The 21,518-nt window shown below is 65.5% G+C and carries 15 protein-coding genes; 9 read left to right on the top strand and 6 right to left on the bottom strand.

Annotated features, from left to right (window positions below; genetic code table 11):
* Positions 1–123: 123 nt before the first annotated feature.
* From ABQY64_RS19420 to ABQY64_RS19405, 4 genes are all read right to left on the bottom strand, one after another.
* On the bottom strand, positions 124–1,689 hold the full coding sequence (locus tag ABQY64_RS19420) for a tryptophan halogenase family protein (protein ID WP_104555685.1): 1,566 nt from the start codon (positions 1,687–1,689) through the stop codon (positions 124–126).
* 12 nt (positions 1,690–1,701) lie between these two features.
* Entirely contained in the window at positions 1,702–2,715 is a 1,014-nt protein-coding gene (locus ABQY64_RS19415) for a cupin-like domain-containing protein (RefSeq protein ID WP_349780576.1), read from the bottom strand.
* Positions 2,705–3,406 carry a SapC family protein gene (locus ABQY64_RS19410; protein WP_349780584.1) on the bottom strand — a complete coding sequence of 234 codons (702 nt, stop codon included), beginning with the start codon at positions 3,404–3,406 and terminating at the stop codon, positions 2,705–2,707. The genes ABQY64_RS19415 and ABQY64_RS19410 overlap by 11 nt, the downstream gene beginning before the upstream one ends.
* Positions 3,407–3,581: 175 nt before the next feature.
* Complete coding sequence (locus ABQY64_RS19405) at positions 3,582–6,596, bottom strand: TonB-dependent receptor (RefSeq protein ID WP_349780575.1); 3,015 nt, start codon at positions 6,594–6,596, stop codon at positions 3,582–3,584.
* A gap of 252 nt (positions 6,597–6,848) precedes the next feature.
* On the opposite strand from ABQY64_RS19405, the gene ABQY64_RS19400 reads away from it, so the two are divergent.
* From ABQY64_RS19400 to ABQY64_RS19390, 3 genes are all read left to right on the top strand, one after another.
* Positions 6,849–7,538 carry a glutathione binding-like protein gene (locus ABQY64_RS19400; protein WP_016902799.1) on the top strand — a complete coding sequence of 230 codons (690 nt, stop codon included), beginning with the start codon at positions 6,849–6,851 and terminating at the stop codon, positions 7,536–7,538.
* 452 nt (positions 7,539–7,990) lie between these two features.
* Positions 7,991–10,219 carry a S9 family peptidase gene (locus tag ABQY64_RS19395; RefSeq protein WP_349780574.1) on the top strand — a complete coding sequence of 743 codons (2,229 nt, stop codon included), beginning with the start codon at positions 7,991–7,993 and terminating at the stop codon, positions 10,217–10,219.
* A 343-nt stretch (positions 10,220–10,562) separates the two neighbouring features.
* The gene (locus ABQY64_RS19390) at positions 10,563–12,347 is read left to right on the top strand and encodes a DUF885 domain-containing protein (RefSeq protein WP_104601481.1); all 1,785 of its coding nucleotides are present in this window, start codon (positions 10,563–10,565) and stop codon (positions 12,345–12,347) included.
* 792 nt (positions 12,348–13,139) lie between these two features.
* On the opposite strand, the gene ABQY64_RS19385 is transcribed toward ABQY64_RS19390, so the two are convergent.
* Positions 13,140–13,586 (bottom strand): hypothetical protein, encoded by a 447-nt coding sequence (locus tag ABQY64_RS19385; RefSeq protein WP_104595403.1) that lies wholly within the window; start codon positions 13,584–13,586, stop codon positions 13,140–13,142.
* A 200-nt stretch (positions 13,587–13,786) separates the two neighbouring features.
* Here ABQY64_RS19385 and ABQY64_RS19380 point away from each other — a divergent pair, with 200 nt between their 5' ends.
* The 3 genes from ABQY64_RS19380 to ABQY64_RS19370 all read left to right on the top strand — a co-directional run bounded on the left by ABQY64_RS19380 (position 13,787) and on the right by ABQY64_RS19370 (position 18,149).
* Positions 13,787–14,029: a hypothetical protein gene (locus tag ABQY64_RS19380; protein ID WP_005989387.1), complete on the top strand. Its 243-nt coding sequence runs from the start codon at positions 13,787–13,789 to the stop codon at positions 14,027–14,029.
* Positions 14,030–14,294: 265 nt separating this feature from the next.
* Positions 14,295–15,284, top strand: coding sequence for a porphobilinogen synthase (gene hemB, locus ABQY64_RS19375; RefSeq protein ID WP_024939082.1), 990 nt, complete (start codon positions 14,295–14,297; stop codon positions 15,282–15,284).
* Between the two features lie 345 nt (positions 15,285–15,629).
* On the top strand, positions 15,630–18,149 hold the full coding sequence (locus tag ABQY64_RS19370) for a sulfite reductase flavoprotein subunit alpha (RefSeq protein WP_349780573.1): 2,520 nt from the start codon (positions 15,630–15,632) through the stop codon (positions 18,147–18,149).
* 841 nt (positions 18,150–18,990) lie between these two features.
* Here the strand turns inward: ABQY64_RS19370 and ABQY64_RS19365 are convergent.
* The gene (locus tag ABQY64_RS19365) at positions 18,991–19,872 is read right to left on the bottom strand and encodes a PD40 domain-containing protein (protein ID WP_115509939.1); all 882 of its coding nucleotides are present in this window, start codon (positions 19,870–19,872) and stop codon (positions 18,991–18,993) included.
* A gap of 52 nt (positions 19,873–19,924) precedes the next feature.
* Between ABQY64_RS19365 and aroE the strand changes: the two genes are divergently transcribed.
* The 3 genes from aroE to ABQY64_RS19350 are packed head-to-tail and all read left to right on the top strand — an operon-like array spanning position 19,925 to position 21,373.
* Positions 19,925–20,776 carry a shikimate dehydrogenase gene (gene aroE, locus ABQY64_RS19360; protein ID WP_039512659.1) on the top strand — a complete coding sequence of 284 codons (852 nt, stop codon included), beginning with the start codon at positions 19,925–19,927 and terminating at the stop codon, positions 20,774–20,776.
* Entirely contained in the window at positions 20,766–21,140 is a 375-nt protein-coding gene (locus tag ABQY64_RS19355) for a hypothetical protein (protein WP_016902791.1), read from the top strand. Before aroE ends, ABQY64_RS19355 begins: the two co-directional genes overlap by 11 nt.
* Positions 21,137–21,373 (top strand): hypothetical protein, encoded by a 237-nt coding sequence (locus ABQY64_RS19350; protein ID WP_115509938.1) that lies wholly within the window; start codon positions 21,137–21,139, stop codon positions 21,371–21,373. The genes ABQY64_RS19355 and ABQY64_RS19350 overlap by 4 nt, the downstream gene beginning before the upstream one ends.
* Positions 21,374–21,518 lie beyond the last annotated feature (145 nt).

Here is a 21,518-nt window from a genome sequence, read left to right as displayed (position 1 = left end):
TACCCCGATTGCGAAAGATGCTGCGGCGAGGCCGGCCATTGTTCCCGCAATGGACGGCAAAGCGGCAATCTAGCATTGCTGGGGCGGTCTAAGCCAAGGGGGGGCGCCTGCCGGGCGCGAAATTCATCGCACTTCGGTTGCAAGTGCGGCGTCGGCCGGCAGCCGCGTGGCCGGCTCGGGCAGCGGCGGCGCAGGGCAGTAGCGGCGCAGGAAGTCCGCATGCGCAGGCAGCCGCGCCAATGCGGCATCGACCCGCGTGCGGATGGTCTCCAGGAAATGACGGAGCTCGGCATCGCCCATCAGATCGGCCACCGGGTGGTGCTGCTTCGGCGTGATGCCCTGGCCCAGCATCACCTGCACCCAGGAATTCTCGGCAAACAGCTCGTTGGCCTGGTGGAACACCCGCCCGCTCTGGCGGAACAACTCCACCCGGTGCCGCAGCGTGTCGGGGATGTCCATCGCCGCGCAATCGCGCCAGAACGGCGTGTCGCGGCGGTCGGTGGCGTGATAATGCAGGATCACGAAATCGCGGATATGGGTGATTTCGGCGGCGGCCTGGCGGTTGTATTCGGCGATATCGACATCGTTGATGACCTGCGGAAAGGTCTGCATCAGCCGGATGATGCCACGCTGGATCAGATGGATGTTGGTCGACTCCAACGGCTCCAGAAAGCCGCTGGCCAGCCCTAGCGCCACGCAATTCTTTTCCCACACCCGATGCCGCTGATTGGGCGTGAAGCGCAGTGCGCGCGGCTGGGTCAGTGCGCGGCCGCTGAGATTGCGCTGCAGTACCTGTGCGGCGCTGTCCTGGTCCATGTAGCGGCTGGAGTACACGATGCCGTTGCCGACCCGGTGCTGCAGCGGTATGCGCCACATCCAGCCCGCCTGATCGGCACGCGAGCGGGTGTAGGGCACCGGCGCGCCGACCGATTCGGTCTGCACCGCCAGCGCGCTGTCGGCGAACAGCCACTGCGACCAATCGTCGGTGCCCACGCCCAGCGTCTTGCCAATCAGCAGGCCGGCAAAGCCGGTGCAATCCAGGAACAGATCGCCTTCCACCCGCGTGCCGTTGTCCAGCGTCAGCGCGGTGAGATAGCCGCTGTGCGCGTGGGTCTCCACGTTGCCGATGCGGCCTTCGATACGCTGCACGCCGAAGCCTTCGCTGAAGCGGCGCAGGAAGCGCGCGTACAGGCCGGCATCCAGGTGGTAGGCGTAATTCATGCCGCCGTTGGGCAGATGCGCAAAGCGGCCTTCCTGCGCGGCGCGCAGTTCCAGGCAGTAGTCGCCGAAGTCGCGCGCCACGCCACGCTGCCGCCCCTTCAACCAGAAATGCTGGAAGCCCGCGCTCCAGTGATCGGTGCCGGTGTGGCCGAAGGAGTGGATGTAGTGCCGGTCCACGTCGCGCCAGTGCTCGAAGCCGATGCCCAGCTTGATGGTGGCCTGCGTGGCGGCCATGAACGCGGCCTCGTCGATCTCCAGCAGGCGGTGGAAGGTGACCAGGCTGGGGATGGTGGCTTCGCCCACGCCCACGGTGCCGATCTCGTCCGACTCCACCAGCACGATCTGCAGGTGCCGGCCCAGCACTTTGGATAACGCGGCTGCGGCCATCCAGCCAGCGGTGCCACCACCGGCGATGACGACGCGGCGCACCGGGCGCTGTTTTGGGTCGGAAGGGGCGGTGTCGGTCATGGCGTCAGATCCTCAGCGATTCAGGCGTTGCAGCAACCGCGCGCGCAGGCTGCGGGCACGGGCCTCGTCCATCGGCGCCAGGACGCCGCGCGCAGACTCCGGCATGTGTGCGGCGGTGTCCGCATCGGCATCGAACACGTAATGGTCGAACACGTCCTGCCAGATCGCACGTTGTTCCGCTGGCAGGTCGCGGAGGGTGAGCAGCGCCAGCATCAGCGCGTTCATCGGCGAATCCATGTAGGCCGGGCTCTGCCGCCACCAGAAATTCACCAGCACGTTGAACGGCGTCAGCGCTTCGACGTGATGCCACCACATGCTCGGAATGAACAATGCATCGCCCGGTTCCAGCTCGGCCACCAGCGCGTGTTCCAGCGCCTGCGCATAGCGTGGAAAGCACTGCAGGTCCGGCGCGGCGATATCCACCAGGCTGACCGGCTGCCCGGCCGGGGTGAGATCAAGCGGGCCGATATACAGATTGGCCAGTTGCTGCGGCGGAAACAGGGTAAAGCGGCGGCGCCCGGCGACCACGCAGGCCAGGTTGTCGGGCAGGTCCTGGTGGGCGGCGATGCGGGTGCGATTGCCGATCCAGATACTGGCCAGCGGCTCGCGCTGCGGCAGCGCGATCGGGTTATGCGCGCGCAGGCCGGGCAGGTAGGTGTCCAGCGTGGTGGAGCCGACGTAGATCGCCGGTGGCTGCGGGTTGTGCAGATCGCGCAGCAAGGTCTCCAGCACCACGCCCAGCGGCACGCGCTCGGGGCGGAAATTGAAGCCGCTCATGTCCGCGTTGTAGAAGAAGCGCCCGCCGATGTCCGGCGGGCCGACCTGTGCCACCACCGCTTCACCGCGATCGAAACCGCGCAGGTAGGCGGCCGCCGCTTGCGCCGAGGTCGCGCCGGCCTGGGCCAATGGCCAGTCGCGCACCAGCCCGCGCAACACCAACGGCGTGGTGGAGCGCAGCACGGCCGGGTCCAGCTGCTGCGGGTCCAGCCCGTGCAGTTCTTCGATGGCGCGCGGCTCAGCCAGCATGACGGCGCTGCATGCGGTCGAGCAGATGGCGGAACTGCGCGATCGAGGCCACCGCCATGTACAACGGTTCCAGATCGCCATGCCGATGCAGGTCGAGCAAGGCCGCATCGTCGAGTGCGCGCAGGCGTTCCTCATGCACGGCGTAGAGCCCGGTCAGACGGCATTCCAGGCCGTTCTGCAGCGTGGCCTCGAACACGAACGGTTCGAGCAAGTCGTAGCCAAGCAAGCGGCCGACGAAGGCCTCGCTCGCGGCCAGGCCATCGTGCAAGGTGCGCAACACCTGGCTGATGTGGTCGAGAAACTCGGTGGTACCGCCGTGTTCGCGAAACAGCAGCTCGCCTTCGCTGCGGCTGATGCGCGGGCTGTCCAGGTCCACGTGCACCATCGGCCCGTCCGGCTGCTCGCCGATCAAAAACGGTTGCCGCTGGATCGCCAGCGGCACGTACGGCGCATCCCAGCGCGCGCCGTCCAGAAACAGGTTCTCGCCCAGGCGTAATCCCAGCAATGCCAGCGGCTGAAAACTGCGCTCGCCGCTGCGATGGAACACGATCGGGTATTGCGCCTGCAGTTGGCGGAACTCCTGCGGAAAGGTCGCGGCCGACATCACGTCGTCGCCGTAGGCGGCGCCGTGCGCGGTGATCACGCGCAGGTCGCGGTGATCGAGGTTGTTCAACAACACGGCATTGATCATGGGGGAAGACACATCACGCGGGGCGCGTGGCCCATGCTTGGACAGTTGCTTCGGCATGGCAAGTCCCGGATGCGACACATCCGGGAAACGCCACGAGAGCGCCGTGCGAAACGCCCCGGCAGACTCACTGCCGGAAGCGCTTAAAAAAACATCACTGCATGACCAACGCGCTACATCACCAGAACTTGTAACGCACGCCCAGCATGTAGCGCGGGCCGGTCTGGGTGGCGTAGATGATCTGGTTCGGGTGACGGCCGTGCTGGCGCTGCACCTCGTCGGTGAGGTTGATCGCCTCCAGGCTCAGCGACAGGTTCTCGGTCCACTGGTAACCGATGCTCAGGTCCAGCTGACCATAGGCTTCGGTATAGACCGGGTTGGGCTGGCCGCTGCCGTCGAAACGTGCAGCCAGGAACTCGTCGCGCCAGTTGTAGGCCGCACGCACCTGCCACTTGTCCCTGTCGTAGAAGCCGACCACGTTGGCCGAGTCGCTCAGCCCTTCCAGCGCGAACTGCTCGCCGATCACGTAGTTGTCGTAAGTCAGGCCGGAGTCGACCATGGTGTAGTTGGCCGACACGCCAAAGCCGCTGTCGCCGAACATGTGCTGCAGGTTGAATTCCCAACCGTCCAGCGAGGCCGAGCGCTGGTTGGCCGGCGCGGTGATGGCGAAATTGGCCACCGGATCGCCCGGCTGCCCACTGATCACGCCGGTGGCATTGCCGTTGGAATCGTCCTGCCCGCGCACCACGCCGGGCGCACCGCCGCGGTTGCGGAAGATGTAGTTGCGGATGCAGGTCAAGTCGGCCGAGGCGCAGCCGTTGCCCAGCGCTTCGTTCCAGTACGCACCACCCACCGGCGTGTTCAATCCCAGCGAGGAGTCGTTGCGCGTGGTCACACCGATGTAGTTGTCGATGTTCTTGCGGAAGAAGCCCACCGAGGCGTAGCTGGCATCGCTGTAGTACCACTCCAGCGAAAAATCGATGTTGTGCGAGAGCAGCGGCTTGAGGCCGGGATTGCCTTCCTGGCCGGTGCCGCCTTCCAGGCGCGCAATCTGGTTGAGCGTCTGCCCGCCCTGGATATCGCCCCAGCCGGGCCGGCCGATGGTTTCACCGTAGCTGCCGCGCAGCACCAGATCCTCGGTGAGCTTGAAGCTCAGGTCCAGGCTGGGCAGCCAGTACTCGTACTTGCCGCTGCCGCTGGCGAATGCCGAGTCGGCCAAGCGGATCGGCAACTCGTTGTTGGCGACCCAGTCGATGCCCACCGCCACCGGCACCAGTGCCTGCGCCTCCACCTTGGTTTCTTCGTAACGCACACCGGCGGCCAGGCTGATCGGCACGCGCAAATCGTCCCAGCTGTTGTTCCACTGCAGGTAGGCGTTCTTGGATTTTTCGGTGACGCGGCGGTCGGTGGTGAACACCGGCGAGGTGCGGTACAGCGCATCGTCGCCGGCCACCTGCGCGGCCGCCTGGCGGGCACGTTCGAAGTCGAACAGGAACAGCTGGTTGAACTGCGCCGGATTGCCGCTGCCGTCGATCGCATCGAAGTACTGCGCAAACGAACTGGGGATCCAAAGATCGTCCGGATAATCGGCCGCGGTGCCGGCACCGCCCCAGGTGTCGCGCTGCACGTTGGAGAATGCCGAGCGGTTCTTGACCTCGGTGCTGCCGATGCCGAACTTCAACTGCGAATAATTTTCGAAGGTGAAGTCGCCGTTGACCTGGGCCTGGTCGATCTCCGACTTCATGTAGCTATTACGGAACGCCGAGCCGGTAACCAAGGTGCGCGACGGATCCAGCCCGGTCAGGCCAAAGCCCAACTGCTGCTGCAACACCGGGAAATCCTTGCTGAAATCCACCACCGAGGTGCCGCGGTAAAAGCCGGACACGCCCAGCGAATTGCTGGAACCGAACGGACTGTCCGCACCGGCTTCTGCGGTGGAGCGGTGGATGTCGAAGTTGAGCTTGAACTGGTCGTTCACCGCCCAATCCACGTTGAAACCCAGCGACTTGTTCTGGTTGCGGGTGGCCGCGTTGGAGCCGGCGGTGGCCAGATCGCTGGTGGCCGGATTGACGATTTCCGAATAGGTCACCGGCCCGGCGACCGGGCCATTGGTCCAGGCGCTGGCCGACGGCCCATAGTTGAACCACACCGACATCTCGTTGCGCTGCTGCTGGATCTTGTTTTCCGAATAGGTGTAATCCAGCGTCGTGGTGACGTTGTCCAGCGGCTTGTACTGCAGCGTCAACTGGCCGTTGGTGCGCTGGCGCTCCACGCCGACCACGCGGTAGTTGAGGTTCTGCGGCACCGAATAGATGTCATTCGGACCGGGGCGGTTGACGATGTTCTCCGAGCCCGGCGCACCCGGTTGCGGGATGGTGCCGTAGGCGGTGGAATCGCCGCGGAACGAACGCCAGCCGTTGGGCACGCCGACCTGGCTATAGCCGAAGTCGCGTTCCTGGTAGCTGCCGCTCAGCGATACACCGAAGCGTCCATCGGCCGAGGTGTTGCTGAAAATGCCGGAGATTTCCGGGGTCAGCGAATCGCCCTGCAGGCGTCCGGGCAGATTCTCGTTGGAGCTGTCGTGCACGCCCTTGAGGCCGACGTTGGCATGCAGGCCCGGGTTGTCCAGCGGCCGGCTGGTCTTGATGTTGATGGTCGCACCGATGCCGCCAGTGGGCGTGCTGGCGCGACTGGTCTTGAACACCTCGATGCCGGAGATCGACTCCGACGCCAGGTTGGCGAAGTCGAACGCGCGCGAATTGGAGGCGTTGGATTCCTCGATGCTGGCGCCCGGCATCTGCCGGCCGTTCAACAGCACCAGGTTGAAGTCCGGGCCGACGCCGCGCACGGTGACGCGCGAGCCTTCGCCCAGCGAACGGTCGATCGACACGCCGCTGATACGTTGCAGCGATTCGGCCAGATTGGTATCGGGGAACTTGCCGATGTCTTCGGCCACGATGCCATCGACGATGCCCTGCGCATCGCGCTTGACGTTCATCGACGAGGTGAGGCTGCCGCGGATGCCGGTGACCTGCACCGCATCGAGCGTGGCGGGATCGGCCTGGCTCGCGCCGGGGACGGTGGATGCGGACTGCGGCGCCGGCGCGGTCTGCGCGGCCAGCGGCGTCGACAGGGCAAACAGCAGGGCAGACGTCAGACGCCGCGTGCGCGGCAGGTTGCGTGGCTCTCTCACGATGATTTCTTCCCCAAGTGAAGATAAGCCGGCCCCAGGCGGGACAGGCGAAGGTCGATGAAACAATCGTGCATTTGTGAGCGCAGGCTTAACCAAGTCAACTTGCACTGCAGCATCGGCCGCGAGCCAATCGCGTCACACATCGTTCCAGCCAGCACCACCGCACGCGCACGCGCCGGTAGCGGGCTTGGTCGTACCATCGATCGCCAAGGCGCGCGCTGCGTGCCATCCCCTGCCGAACTGGAGCGCACGATGATCGACCTGTACTACTGGCCCACCCCCAACGGCCACAAGGTCACCTTGTTCCTGGAAGAAGCCGGGCTGGACTACACGCTCAAGCCGGTCAACATCGGCAAGGGCGAGCAGTTCGAGCCGGCCTTCCTGCAGATTTCGCCCAATAACAAGATGCCGGCGATCGTCGACCACGCACCGGCCGACGGCGGCCCGGCGCAGAGCGTGTTCGAATCCGGCGCCATCCTGCTGTATCTGGCCGAGAAGACCAGCCGTTTCCTGCCGCGCGATGCGCGTGGCCGCATTGCCGCGCTGGAGTGGCTGTTCTGGCAGATGGGTGGGCTGGGGCCGATGAGCGGCCAGATGGGCCACTTCAACGTCTACGCGCCGGAAAAGATTCCCTACGCGATCGAACGCTACAACGCCGAAGTGCGTCGCCTGCATGGCGTGCTCGACAAGCGCCTGGCCGAGCAGGCATTCCTCGCCGGCCCCGAATACGGCATCGCCGACATGGCCAGCTATCCGTGGATCGAGGTCTACGCCGACATCCGCCCCGATTACGCCGAGTTCCCGCATCTGAAGCGCTGGCACGACGCCATCGCCGCGCGCCCGGCCACGCAGCGTGCGTATGCGCTCAAGGAGCAAGTCAACCCCAACGCCGGCAAGCCGCTGAGCGAGGAAGAGCGCAAGCATCTGTTCGGCAAGCGCTGAGGCAAAGCGGTAGGAACGGTGGCGTAGCAATACATACGGCGATAGCGACAACTATTGCAACTGCGCAGCAGCAACGACAACAGCAAACAGCATCAGGAATTAGCAGCGGCACACGCTTGCATCAACCGGGTGTGCACAAACCCGGGCGCCTCGAGCCCCTCTCCCCCGGGAGAGGGATTGGGGTGAGGGTACGCAAGTGGAGCCAGACCCACCGCCCCCCGTAACCTGCGCACCACGAAACGCGCATGCACCATCCGTAGCCCGCCAACTGCGACCATCAGCCCAAACGCACCTCTGCTCGCTAAAAACTGAGCGACAACAACCCCAGCACCATGCTGCAGTACACGCTCACAACCGTGCGCAGCCCTTCATCGCGCACGCGCAGCATCGCCGCGCTTCTCAAACACCCCACGCGCCCGCATCCTGTGTGCTATCTCAAGACAGGATCTTCGATGCGCGCCCTGTTCGCCGCCCTTGCCCTCATGCTCAGCACGCTCACTACCGCCCACGCCGAAAAGCTCACCCTCGATGCCATCACCGGCCCGTTGCCGTTGTCCGGCCCGACGCTGATGAAGCCCAAGGTCGCACCCGACGGCTCGCGCGTGAGCTTCCTGCGCGGCAAGGACAGCGACCGCAATCAACTGGATTTGTGGGAGTACGACATCGCCAGCGGGCAGACCCGGCTGCTGGTCGATTCCAAGCTCGTGCTGCCCGGCACCGAAACGCTCAGCGATGTCGAAAAGGCCCGCCGCGAGCGCCAACGCATCGCCGCCTTCGCCGGCATCGTCGATTACCAATGGGCGCCGGACGCACATGCACTGTTGTTCCCGCTCGGTGGCGAACTGTATCTGTACGACCTGCGCAAGACCGGCGCGGCGGCAGTGCGCAAGCTCACCCACGGCGAAGGCTTCGCCACCGACGCCAAGCTCTCGCCCAAGGGCGGCTTTGTCAGCTTCGTGCGCGAGCGCAACCTGTGGGTGATCGACCTGGCCAGCGGCAAGCAGCTGCAGCTCACCAGCGACGGCAGCGAGACCATCGGCAACGGCGTGGCCGAGTTCGTCGCCGACGAGGAAATGGATCGCCACACCGGCTACTGGTGGGCGCCGGACGACTCGGCGATCGCCTTCGCGCGTATCGACGAATCCGGCGTGCCGGTGCAAAAGCGCCCCGAAGTCTATGCCGACCACACCGAGGTCATCAGCCAGCGCTATCCGCAGGCTGGCCAGCCCAATGTGGCCGTGCAACTGGGTGTGATCGCACCGCGCGCCAACGCTGCGCCGCGCTGGATCGAGCTGGGCAATAACCCCGATATCTATCTGGCACGGGTGGATTGGCGCGATGCGCAGCGGCTGACCTTCCAGCGCCAGTCACGCGACCAGAAAACCCTCGAGTTGATCGAAGCCACGCTGGCCAGTGGCAAGCAACGCGTGCTGATCACCGAGACCTCGCCGACCTGGGTACCGCTCCACAACGATCTGCGTTTTCTCAAGGACGGCCGCTTTATCTGGAACTCCGAGCGCAGCGGCTACGAACATCTGTATGTGGCATCGGAAGACGGCCGCACGCTCACGCCGCTGACCTCCGGCGCCTGGGTGGTCGATGCACTGCTCGCCGTCGATGAGCAAGCCGGCACGGTGTATTTTTCCGCCAGCAAGGAGTCGCCGACCCAGGCCCACATCTACGCCGTGCCGCTGGCCGGCGGTGCGATCGAACAACGTTCGACACCCCACGGCACGCACGCCGCCAGCTTCGCCAACAACGCCAGCGTGTATGTCGACAGCTGGTCCAACACCGCCACGCCGCCGCAGATCGAGCTGTTTCGCGCCAATGGCGAAAAAATCGCCACACTGTTGAAGAACGATCTGGCCGATCCGCAGCACCCGTATGCCAGATACCGTGACGCGCAGCGCCCGGTGGAATTCGGCACGCTCACCGCTGCCGACGGCACCACGCCGCTGCAGTATCGCCTGATCAAACCGGACAACTTCGACCCGTCCAAGCGCTATCCGGTGATGGTGTACGTGTATGGCGGCCCCGCCGCGCAGACCGTGCTTGATGCCTGGCCAAGCCGTGGCGATGCGCTGTTCGATCAATATCTTGCGCAACGTGGTTACGTGGTGTTCTCGCTGGACAACCGCGGCACCCCGCGGCGTGGCCGTGCCTTCGGTGGCGCGCTGTACGGCAGGCAGGGCACGGTGGAAGTGGACGACCAGCTGCAAGGCGTGGCCTGGCTCAAGGCGCAGCGCTGGGTCGATCCCACCCGCATCGGCGTGCAGGGCTGGTCCAACGGCGGCTACATGACGCTGATGCTGCTGGCCAAACACAGCGACGCCTACGCCTGCGGCGTAGCCGGCGCACCGGTCACCGATTGGGGGCTGTACGACACCCATTACACCGAGCGGTACATGGACCTGCCGGCCGGCAACGCCGCCGGCTACCGCGACGCACGCATCGCCACCCATCTGGACGGCCTGCGCGCCAAGCTGCTGCTGATCCACGGCATGGCCGACGACAACGTGCTGTTCACCAACTCCACCGCGCTGATGAGTGCGTTGCAGACGCGCGGCACTGCCTTCGAATTGATGACCTATCCCGGCGCCAAGCACGGCTTGTCCGGCAGCACCGCCTTGCATCGCTACAAGACCGCGGAGGCATTCATCCAGCGCTGCTTGATGCCCTGAGCGGCCGGCAATCGGTGCCGGGGAGACGGAACTGCAGTGGTAAACGGCCGCCGATGCCTGGCATCGGCGACATTCACCAGAGCGGTCGGGCAGGAGATGCCCGTCGCAGCGTGGACCTGCACAGGGCGCGCGTTGAGGGAAACCGGCGGCAGGTGGACGCCAGCCGCAGGCACGGGCGATGGCGCTATCAGACGCTGACATTCGCCAGCAGGTATGCCGATCCAATCAACCTGGTAGCCGACCCGCAAACGCCGCCGCACTCCTGCCGACCATGACCTAAGACGCATTGCCGCCGCCGCTGCGGATGGGTAGGGTCGCGCTACTCAACTTGCGGATCCGCCCCATGAAACCACTTGTTCTCGCCATTGCGCTGGCGCTCGGTGCTTCGCTGCCATTGCAGGCACAGACCGGTAAGGCCGCGCAGGCCCAACCTGCCACGCCGGCCTGGGTGCAGACCAGCAACGGCTACGCACAGATCCTGCTGAACGCGCAGGCGCCATTCCAGCCCGAATACGCCAGCTTCTTCGGCGTGCCCGGCTACGACGACCAGGTCATCGACCTGGGGCCAAACAACGCTGCGCGCTACCGCGATGCGATGAACAAGGCGCGTGCCGCGTTGCAGGCCAAGCTGGCCACCGAGCGCGACGTCAATGTGCGCCAGGACCTGCAGATCATGATCGCTGCGGCCGAGCAGAACATCGAAGGCAGCGAACTCAACGAGCGCTATCTGTTGCCATGGAACGATGCCCCGCAGCTGGTCTTCAGCGGCCTCAATGGATTGTTGTCCGACCAGACCGTGCCCGAGCGCCGCGCCAAGGCGCTGGATCGCCTCAAGCGTTACGTCGGCCTGGTGCCGGGCAGCACGCCGACCACCACGCTGGCCCGCCAGCGCTACGAAGAACAGCTTGGCAACACCACCTTGCTGCAGCCCACCCAGCGCGAAGTGGAGCAGGCGCTGGCGAACGTGGACACCTACGTCGCCGGCATCGGCGAGTTGTTCGCCAAGTACAAGATCGCCGGCGGCGACGAAGCGCTCAAGGCGATGTCCACCCAGTTGAAGGATTACGCCAACTGGACCCGCACCACGGTGTTGCCGAAGGCACGCAAGGACACCCGCCTGCCCGAACCGCTGTATGCCTTCCAGCTCAAGCAGGTCGGCATCGATATTGCCCCGCAGCAGCTGATCCAGCGCGCGCAGCTGGAATTCATGGAAACCCGCTCGGCGATGCGTCAGCTCGCGCCGCTGGTGGCCAAGGCCAAGGGCGTGCAGGGCAGCGATTACGTGCAGGTGATCCGCGCGCTCAAGGGCAACAAGATCGCCGACGACCAGCTGGAAACCCACTACCGCGGCGTGATCGACCAGATCGACCCGATCATCCGTCAGCAGCGCATCGTCGATGTGCCCAATCGCCCGATGCAGATGCGCCTGGGCAGTGCCGCCGAAAGTGCTGCGCAACCGGCACCGCACTTCCTGCCGGCCCCGCTGATCGGCAATACCGGCCAGCAGGGTCAGTTCGTTCTGCCGCTGGGCAACCCGACCGCCGACGGCGCCAAGAAGGAACAGTACGACGACTTCAACTTCGGCTCGGCCGCCTGGACGCTCAGCGCGCATGAGGGTCGCCCCGGCCACGAGCTGCAGTTCACCGCCATGGTCGAACGCGGCGTGTCGCTGGCGCGCAGCCTGTTCGCGTTCAATTCGGTCAACGTCGAAGGCTGGGCGCTGTATGCCGAAGCCGAAATGGTCCCGTACGAACCGCTCGACGGTCAGCTGATCGCCCTGCAGTTCCGCCTGCTGCGCGCCGCCCGCGCCATGCTCGACCCGATGCTCAACCTCGGCCTGATCGACCGCGAACGCGCACGCCAGGTGCTCGAAGACGACGTCGGCCTCTCGCCAGCGATGACCCGTCAGGAACTGGACCGCTACACCGTCCGCGCCCCCGGCCAGGCCGGCAGCTACTTCTACGGCTACACCCGCATCCTCGAATTGCGCATGCGCACCGAGCTGGTCCTGGGCAAGAAGTTCGACCGCCTGGCCTTCAACAACTTCCTGCTCGACCAGGGCCTGCTGCCGCCGGACCAACTGGCCAAGGCGGTGGAAACGCAGTTCATTCCGGCGCAGCAAAAGTAATCGCTGTCTAATTCTAAAGCGATGCTTCTTAGTAAATCTTTCGGTAAAGCAAATGCGACCCGCTTCGTCAAACGGGCGGGTCAATCTAAGCTGACTATCAGCAGAGGTATGCCAGCAAGCTGCATGTCACCCTGTTTCAGACTAGCTGCCTGAGCCTGTATTAATGGGCAAATGGCACATTCTCTGGCCGCTGTTGACCCGTCCATTTGCCTTGCTTCTTAGCTATTTTGCAGATTGTCTGGTACTGGCCAAGCGCAGTAATAGCCGTTGGCGTCCAAGCTTGAAGGCAAACCGGACCCGCGCAGCAGGGTGAAAGACTGGGAAAAAGACAGTAGCCGGGCGCGGCAACCCAAGTCGAACTGATAGGATCTATCGGTATCCAGTTCTTGTCTTGATCTTTGCAACCCTGAGTACAGAAGACAAATGGATCATCGGAGCGGCAGACAAGCTTGACTCCCTTAGTTTGAGCCGCAGCTTGTCCAACGAAACAAATTGCCAACGTCAACATCAACATCCATATCCAGCTTTTCATGACTATTCCTTAGATGACTGAGGTCAATAGTTTCGCTCTGCCAAGATCGAGTGACTACGAGCGGGGCAACAGGAAAACTGGCAAGCGATTGCTTAGGCCGTTACCAACTTTGTTTCCCGCGAAGGATACTGCATTCGATTGGGGGTTTCACCACAAGCCGGTGCAGGAGATGCGTTGCACTAGTTGTCACACACAACCAGCATCTTTTCGATGCCGGTCGTTTTGCTAGGTCAAAAGAACATCCGAATCCCAGGAAAGCTTTATTGCCCAGGGGGAGAGCGAGTGGCATCGCTAGCCCCCGCCGGTACCCAAATCGCCATGCCTGCCGCGCGTTTCTGGGTGGTCGGGATGCCGATGCCCAGCCCGCCGCCGACCCGGCCGCCGTAGCTGCCGCCGCCGACCGACAGGCCGCCGCCGGAGCGTTCCGAGCCCACGCCGACGATGACCACGCCGTTGGCGCCGAGCTTGGCGGCTTCGCGCTTGAGCCGTTGCACGGCTGCATCGGTCTGGCCCTGGGTGCCGAAACCGGCAGCGCTGGTGGATTCGAGCTGGGCGATCTCCACCGAGCCGACCGGTGCATTGGAGTACACCTGCACCTGCGCCGGGTCGATCGGCGCGCGCGCCTGGCCCAGCATCACCTTGGAACTGCTGGCGCAACCGGCCAGGAGCATGGCGAGCGCAGCGGCGATGACGGCATGCTTGTTCATGGTGTGGGCCCTGTTGACGACGATGATGGCGATGATCCGGCGCCCGGACTGAATCGCTCCGGACTTTGCCGCACCCTAGCCATGCCCACGTGAGGCTACCGCCAAGCCGCCATTGGTCAGGGTGACCATCTGCCCACAGCGCCTTGGCGGGCGTGGCGCTAAGCTCATGCCATTCTTTAGATGCGAGGTGGCACGTGGGATTGATCAGCCTGCTGTGGGGCATTGTGGCGTTGTTGTGGATGGTGCTGGCCTTCATCCCGTTGCTGGGCTGGGGCAACTGGTTTCTGATCCCGTTTGCGGCGGTGGGCGCGCTGATCGCGGCGATCGCGCTGCTGTTCACCTCGGCCGGCAATCGCGGACGTGCCAAGACCGGTCTGCTGCTCAACGGCCTGGTGATCGTGGTCGGGGTGATCCGCCTGAGCCTGGGCGGCGGCGTGATCTAGCACGCGGCGTCGCCTTCCAGGCAGGTCGCGCGAGCTCTGAAGGGCCGTGCACCGGCTGGGGATGGAGAAGATCGACGCGTGGCACCGCCGCCAGCCGGGCGCGTTCCCTGTGGGGTGAGCTGACCGCGTGGTCCAAGCGGATCACGCTTGCATTTGCATTGATCACGGCGTGATCCGGCCCGTTGCACCGCTGCGACACAGCGTCGCAGCGCGTTCGGCGGCGGGTCGCGGGCGTAAACTTGCCGGCTGCTGACAGGAGCCCACGATGGCCCATCCCCATTACCGTCCCCGCCGCATGCGCCACGATGCGTTTTCGCGCCGTTTGATGCGCGAAAACACGCTGACCACCGATGACCTGATCTGGCCGGTGTTCGTGCATGAGTTGTCCGGCCGCGCGCCGATCGCATCCATGCCCGGCGTTGAGCGCCTGTCGCTGGACGAATTGCTGCGCGAAGCCGAAGCGGCCCTGGAGCTGGGCATTCCGGTGATCGACCTGTTCCCGGTGATCGACCCGGCCGGCAAGAGCCTGGACGCGGCCGAGGCGTGGAATCCGGACGGCCTGGCGCAGCGTGCGGTACGCGCGCTGAAAGCGCGGTTTCCCGAACTCGGCATCATGACCGACGTGGCGCTGGACCCGTACACCACGCACGGCCAGGACGGCATCATCGATGCCAAGGGCTATGTGCTCAACGAGATCACCGTCGAGGCGCTGGTCAGACAGTCGCTGTCGCATGCCGAAGCCGGTGTGGACATCATCTCGCCGTCGGACATGATGGATGGCCGCATCGGTGCGATCCGCCGCGCGCTGGATGCGCAGGACCATCTCAATGTGCGCATCATGGCCTATTCGGCCAAGTACGCCTCGGCGTTCTACGGCCCGTTCCGCGATGCGGTCGGCAGTGCCGGCAATCTGGGCAAGGCCGACAAGACCACTTATCAGATGGACCCGGCCAACAGCGACGAGGCCATGCGCGAGATCGCGCTGGACCTGGAAGAGGGCGCGGACATGGTGATGGTCAAGCCGGGCATGCCGTATCTGGATGTGGTGCGGCGGGTGAAGCAGGAATTCCGCGTGCCCACCTTCGCCTATCAGGTCAGCGGCGAGTACGCGATGCTCAAGGCCGCAGCCGCCAATGGCTGGCTGGACGAACGCAAGTGCGTGCTGGAAGCGCTGATGGCGTTCAAGCGCGCCGGCGCCGATGGCGTGCTGACCTATTTCGCACCGCAGGTGGCGCGTTGGTTGCGGGAAGGCTGAGTGCGCTGAGGCGGTGCTGTGACGCCTTCCAGGCCGCAATCGGCGTTTGCAGGCTTGGCGCGATTCGAACACCGCAATGATCCCGCAGGCCGCGTTCTCTCGCGGCCTGCGCTGCGTGTAGCGCGCGCCATCCTCCCGAATGAGCAGGGAGGGTGTGGCGCAGGCAGATTGGTCAATCTGTTTTCCGCGGATCAGTGGGTACCGGCGTTGCTGCAATGATCGAGTGACACAGCAGTCGCTGTCTGACGGCGTTGCGTAAACGGCGCTAGCCTCCCAAACCCCACGCAAACTGCGATAACGATTCTCATCTACAATGGCGAGCCCACTGTTCCAGGCTGCTCGCGCGTGCTCAAGACCGTTCTGTTCCAACTGCACTGGCTGCTCGGCATTACCGCCGGGCTGGTGCTGTCGGTGATGGGGCTGACCGGCGCGCTGATGTCCTTCGAAAACGAGATCGTGCGGCTCGCCAATCCGGCCATCGCGCAGTTGGCCGAGCGGCATGCGGCAGGCGAACGACCAATGCCGCTCGACGCATTGCTGCGCAAGCTCGATCTGGACCGGCAGCAAGCAGTCACCCGCATGCTGATCGATCCGACCGGCAAGCGTCCGTCCACCGCACGCCTGGCCGGCAAGGGCGGCGGCCGGGTGTATTTCGATCCGTATACCGGCGACAAGGTCGCCGCTCCGCGGCTGAGCGGCGCGTTTGCCTTTATCGAAGACCTGCATCGCCATCTGACCGCCGGCAAGCGCGGCCAGGCGGTGACCGGGGCGAGCACCCTGATCCTGCTGTTCTTCTGCGCTTCCGGCCTGTATCTGCGTTGGCCGCGACGCTGGTGGAGTCTGCGCACCTGGTGGGCAGTGGAATGGCGGCGGCAGGGGCGCAGTTTTCTGTGGAGCCTGCACGCGGTGTTCGGTACCTGGTGTCTGCTGGTGTACCTGCTGGTGGCGCTGACCGGGCTGACCTGGTCCTACACCTGGTACCGCGACGGCATGGTGGCCTTGCTCGGCACCGAGCCGGCGATGCGTGGCGACGGGCGCGATCACCGCCCGGCCACGGTGGATTTTGCAGCCGTGCAGCGCACCCTGGATGCCATCCCGGCCACGCACAGCACGGCACTGGACCTGCGTATCCCGCCGCATGCGGGGCAACCGCTGAGCGTGCGGTTCCTGCCCGACCATCCCGATCACGATCGCGCCTACGACAATCTGGAGATCGAGCCGCGCAGCGGTGGGTTGCTGCGTCGCCAGGACTACGCACTGCTGCCGCGCGGGCAGCAGTTGCTGGTGAGCATGTTTCCGCTGCATTCGGGCAGCTTCTTCGGGCTGCCGGGCCGCATCGTGGTGATGCTGGCCAGTGTCGGTATGTCGGTGTTCTTCGTGACCGGCTGGATGTTGTACCTGGATCGCCGCCGCAAGAAACGCGCGCTGCGCGCTGCGCGCGATGTCCTGCACGGTGCCCCGGCGGCCTCGCAGGCCGAGCCGTGGTTGATCGGGTTCGCCAGCCAGAGCGGGTTTGCCGAACGGCTGGCCTGGCAGGCGGCCGGGCATCTGCAGGCGGCCGGTCTGCCGGTGCAGGTGCGCTCACTGGCACAGCTCACCGCGCAGCATCTGCAGGGCACCCGGCATGCCTTGTTCGTGGTCAGCACCTTCGGCGATGGCGAGCCGCCGGATACCGCCCGCAGCTTCGAGCGCGAACTGTTGCGTCAGCGCATGACGCTGCCACAGCTGACCTATGCCGTGCTCGCCCTGGGCGACCGCCAGTACGCGCAGTTCTGCGGGTTTTCGCGACGCATCGAGCAGTGGCTACAGGCGCAGGGCGCGCAGCCGTTGTTTCCGGCAGTGGAGATGGACAACACCGATCCGCAGGCCCTGGCGCAATGGCATGCGCAATTGGCCCAGATTGCCGGTGCGCCGGTGGCCGCCGTGCCGCTGGCACGCCCGACGCTGCTGCACTGGACGTTGTCGGCGCGCACGCATCTCAACCCGGGCAGCGAGGGAGCACCGATCTGGCAGATCGATCTGCTGCCACCGCCCGGTACGCAATGGCAGGCCGGCGACATCCTCGAAGTACAGCCGGCGCACGCCTACACGCATGTCCGCGCGTGCCTGGCCGCCTGGGGACTGCCGCCCGACGCGCTGGTGCATGTCGATGCGCAGTTGCTGCCGCTGCAGCAGGCCGTCGCCGAGCGCGTGCTGCCGGAGCCGCCCACGCGCCCGCCCACGCCGCATCCGGATCCGCAGACCTGGCTGGACTCCTGCGCCTGGCTGCCGACCCGCGATTACTCGCTGGCCAGCGTGCCGGCCGATGGCGTTGCGACCGCGGTGGTGCGCCTGACCACAGGCACCGACGGCAGCCCCGGCCTGGGCTCGGGCTGGCTGATCTGCCACGCACCCGTCGGTGGCCAAATACGCGCACGGTTGCGCACCAATCCCGGATTCCATCGCGTCGAACAGGCGCCGATGGTGTTGATCGGCAACGGCACCGGTATCGCCGGTTTGCGCAGTCTGCTGCGCGAGGCCGAGCTGGCCGGCGTGCACGGACATTGGCTGCTGTTCGGCGAACGGCAGGCCGCGCACGATGGTCTGTTTGCCGACGAACTCCAGGCCTGGCATGCACGTGGCCATCTGCAGCAGCTGGACCGGGTGTTCTCGCGCGACCAGGCGCACAAGCGCTACGTGCAGTATCACTTGCGCGAGACCGGCGACACCTTGCGCCACTGGATCGATCGCGGTGCGGTGATCCATGTCTGCGGCAGCCTGGACAGCATGGCGCGTGAGGTCGATGCCACGCTGCGCGAATTGCTGGGCGACACGCGGCTGGAGTCGCTGACCGCAGCGGGACGTTATCGGCGCGATGTGTATTGAGCGCGGTCATGGCCGCTGCATCGCTGGGTTGGAGCGGCTAGTAAAACGTGGCGTGCGGTCGCCGAGCGGGTGCGAGCGGTTTGGAGAAATCGCGGTGAACGACGGGTACATGCTGCGTCCTAGCCAGCATCGACCATGCCCTCCTTGCAGCGTGTGCGGTGGTTTTGTTAGCTGCCAACCATGGCGGCGTCTAGGCGCGGTCCGATGCTTGAATCAAAAGCCTGGTTGGTCGAGGACGCGATGCCCTCACCATTTCCGGGACACGCCGTGAATCCGTCCATGGAGGCTCCTTGACGGCATCCATGCCGCCAAGGGTCACGGAACCGGTAAGGACATCACGCCTGCCAAGCCGGTCGTGCGCTGATGGAACTGCAAAAAGCGAGATGACTTAAGCGAGACGACTTACGCAGCGGCCTGGCTGCTTGTATGCATGTGTGGATGACTATTAGCGATAGGGGGCAAACCCAATCCACTTACTGCCCGCCTTCGACGGAAAGCTTTGGAAATCAGACCACGTCGGCCAGATCAAAAGGAGCACGGAACCACCGCTGCGTCTGACCCACCGGTCGCCGCTCCTGCTGCTGACCATGCACACCGACCATCCCGACTGGTCCTTGTCCGCCTACCGTCGCGTAAGAGCCTACAAGGACGTACTTGCGGCGTGTCCTGCGATGGTGGGCGGGCAAGGGCCCTGCGACCAAGCCTCAGATCAGCAGCTCTGCGATCAAACCGCAGATCAGCAGTCCTGCAGCGAGGACCCAGATCATCCGCTCTGCAACAGCTTGGCGTGAAGTCGCATTCCCAGCAGCCCCTTGGCAAGGGTCTGCGCACCCACCCATCCTCAACGGCAGCTCGTATCCCCCTCCACCGCCGGCGCCTTCATCCGATAGATGTCCAGTTGCCCCGCACGCGGTGCGCGCGCGCTGCCGGTCACCAGCAACTCGCCTGGCTTGGCCGCATCCACCACCGCACCGAAGGTGCGTTCCTGCGGCCCGTTGAACGACAGCGGCACTGCCTGGCCCACGGTGTAATGGCCGTTGTTGCAGGTCGCCAGCAATAACTGGCTGGGACCATCCTGCCGGCCGCGTGCCCATACCAGCCCCCGTCCATCGCCAAGCCAGGCCGCATCCAGCTCGTCGGCAGCGCTGTTGATATCGCTCAGCGCCACCGGCGCGATGAAGGCCTGCCCATCCCAGCGCGCCACGAACATGTCCATGCCGCTGGCGCCGCCGTGGCCGTTGCTGGCGAACAGCAGGCGGGTGCCGTCCAGCGACAGTGTCGGGGAGCGCTCGTCGCCGCGGCTGTTGATCGCCGCGCCCAGGGATTGCACCGCACCGATCCGGCCCTGCGCATCCACCGGCGCGCGATACAGGTCGGCGCCGCCGGCACCGCCAGGGCGGCTGGAGGCAAACAGCAGCCAGCGGCCATCGGCACTGAACAGCGGGGAGGTCTCGTCCTGCGCGGTGTTGATCGGCAGCACTTCTGCGTTCTGCCAGCGCCCGCCGTTCAACCGGGCCTGCCACAGATCCCAGCCCCCGCTGCCGCCGGCGCGGTCGCTGGCCCAGACGATGCGTTGCCCGTCCGGACTCAGCGTGGCGCGCGCTTCGTTGGCCGGCGTGGAAACCACGCCCATGCCTTCGATGCCGAATTCGGCAAGCCCCGACGCGGCCGGGACGCAGAGTAAACTTGCCGCCAGCGCGAGCAGTGTCCATCGAAGTTGCATGCGGTGTTCCTGCCTCAAGTCGCGCACAGTCTAGTCAACCAGAGAGCGTTTCATGCCCGTATCCCGTTATGCCGTGTTTGGTCACCCCGTCGCCCATTCGCTGTCGCCGGCCATCCATGCCGACTTCGGGAAGCAGACCGGCATCGCGCTGGACTACACCGCCATCGACGCACCGCCGGAGGCGTTCACTGCCGCGCTGGAGCGCTTCGCCGACGAAGGCGGCAAGGGCGCAAACGTCACCTTGCCGCTGAAGGAAGCCGCCTGTGCATTGTCGGCCAGCCTGAGCGATCGCGCGCGTCTGGCCGGTGCGGTCAACACGCTGGTGCGCAACGACGGCCAGTGGCAGGGCGACAACACCGATGGCGCCGGTCTGGTACGCGACCTCACCGACCGCCACGGGCTGGATCTGCGCGGTCGCCGTGTGCTGCTGCTCGGCGCCGGTGGTGCCGCGCGGGGCGTGGCGCCGGCGCTGCTGGAAGCGGGCATCACCGAGATGGTGGTGGTGAACCGCTCGCCCGAGCGTGCCGATGCCTTGTGCGATGCGCTTGGTGAACCGGGGCGGGTGGTCTCGCGCTACATCGAAGACCTGCGCGATCTGGGCGACTTCGAACTGATCGTCAACGCTACCGCGGCCGGGCGTGATCGCGATGCCGGCGCGTTCGCCATGCCGCTGGGCCTGGTCAACAGCCTCACCGCGGCGGTCGATCTCAATTACGGCGCCACCGCCATCGCCTTCCTGGCCTGGGCACGCGCGGCGCAATGCCGCTACGCCGTCGATGGCCTGGGCATGCTGGTGGAACAGGCCGCCGAGAGTTTCGCGCTGTGGCACGGCGTGCGCCCGGACACCGACCCGGTCTACGCCGCGCTGCGCGCGCGCGAGGCCCTCCTGGTCAGTGCCGACTGAGGTGGGCAGCGTCACCGCCACCGATATCCTGCTGACCCTGGTCACCAGCCTGCTGTCGCGCGTGCCGATGCTGATCGCATTGCTGCTCGGGCTGGTTTTGCTGTGGCGTGCCTCGCAAAGCCCTTTGCGGCGTGCCGGGCTGGCCGCGCTCTGGCTGCTGCTGGGTTGCTTGTTTGCCGAGGTTGCCTTCCAGGCGATTCCGATGCTGTTGCTGCAGCAAGGCAATGTGCGTCAGATCAGCATGGTGACCAGCATCGCCCACTTCGTGCTGATGGCGATGCAAGGCGTGGGCATCGGCGTGCTGGTGTGGACGCTGGCAGGCAGCCTGCAACGCGTGCCGCCCGCCGCCGGCCCGCGCCCATGATTCCGCTCAAAGCCATCGCGCTGGTGGTGCTCGGGCTGGTCAGTGCCGGGCAGGGCGGGTGGACGCTGCTGCATCCGCAGGCGCTGGCTGCGGTCAATCGCGGCGGCCTGCTGTATGAACGCTTCGGGCCCACTGGCGTGGGCGCCGGCATGTTGCTGATGGGCGTCGCAATGGTGGTCATCGGACTGGTCTGGGCGCGCCATGCATGGCCGCCGCGGACGCAACGCCGCTGACAACGTGGAGCGACGCTGCCTGCTCGTTGCAGGCGGCGCAGGGTGATTGGGTCGGCATCCATTGTGCGACCCTTCGGGTCAGAACTTGCGGCCAGCGCCCGCCGGCGATGAGCGGATCCGACGCATGCAGTGGCCGTGCAGCGTG

This window comes from Xanthomonas sp. WHRI 7065 (genome assembly GCF_040203115.2).
Classification (GTDB): domain Bacteria; phylum Pseudomonadota; class Gammaproteobacteria; order Xanthomonadales; family Xanthomonadaceae; genus Xanthomonas; species Xanthomonas arboricola.
The sequence above is the reverse complement of the archived record's forward strand: the minus strand, read 5'-3'. Positions and strand labels throughout refer to the sequence as shown.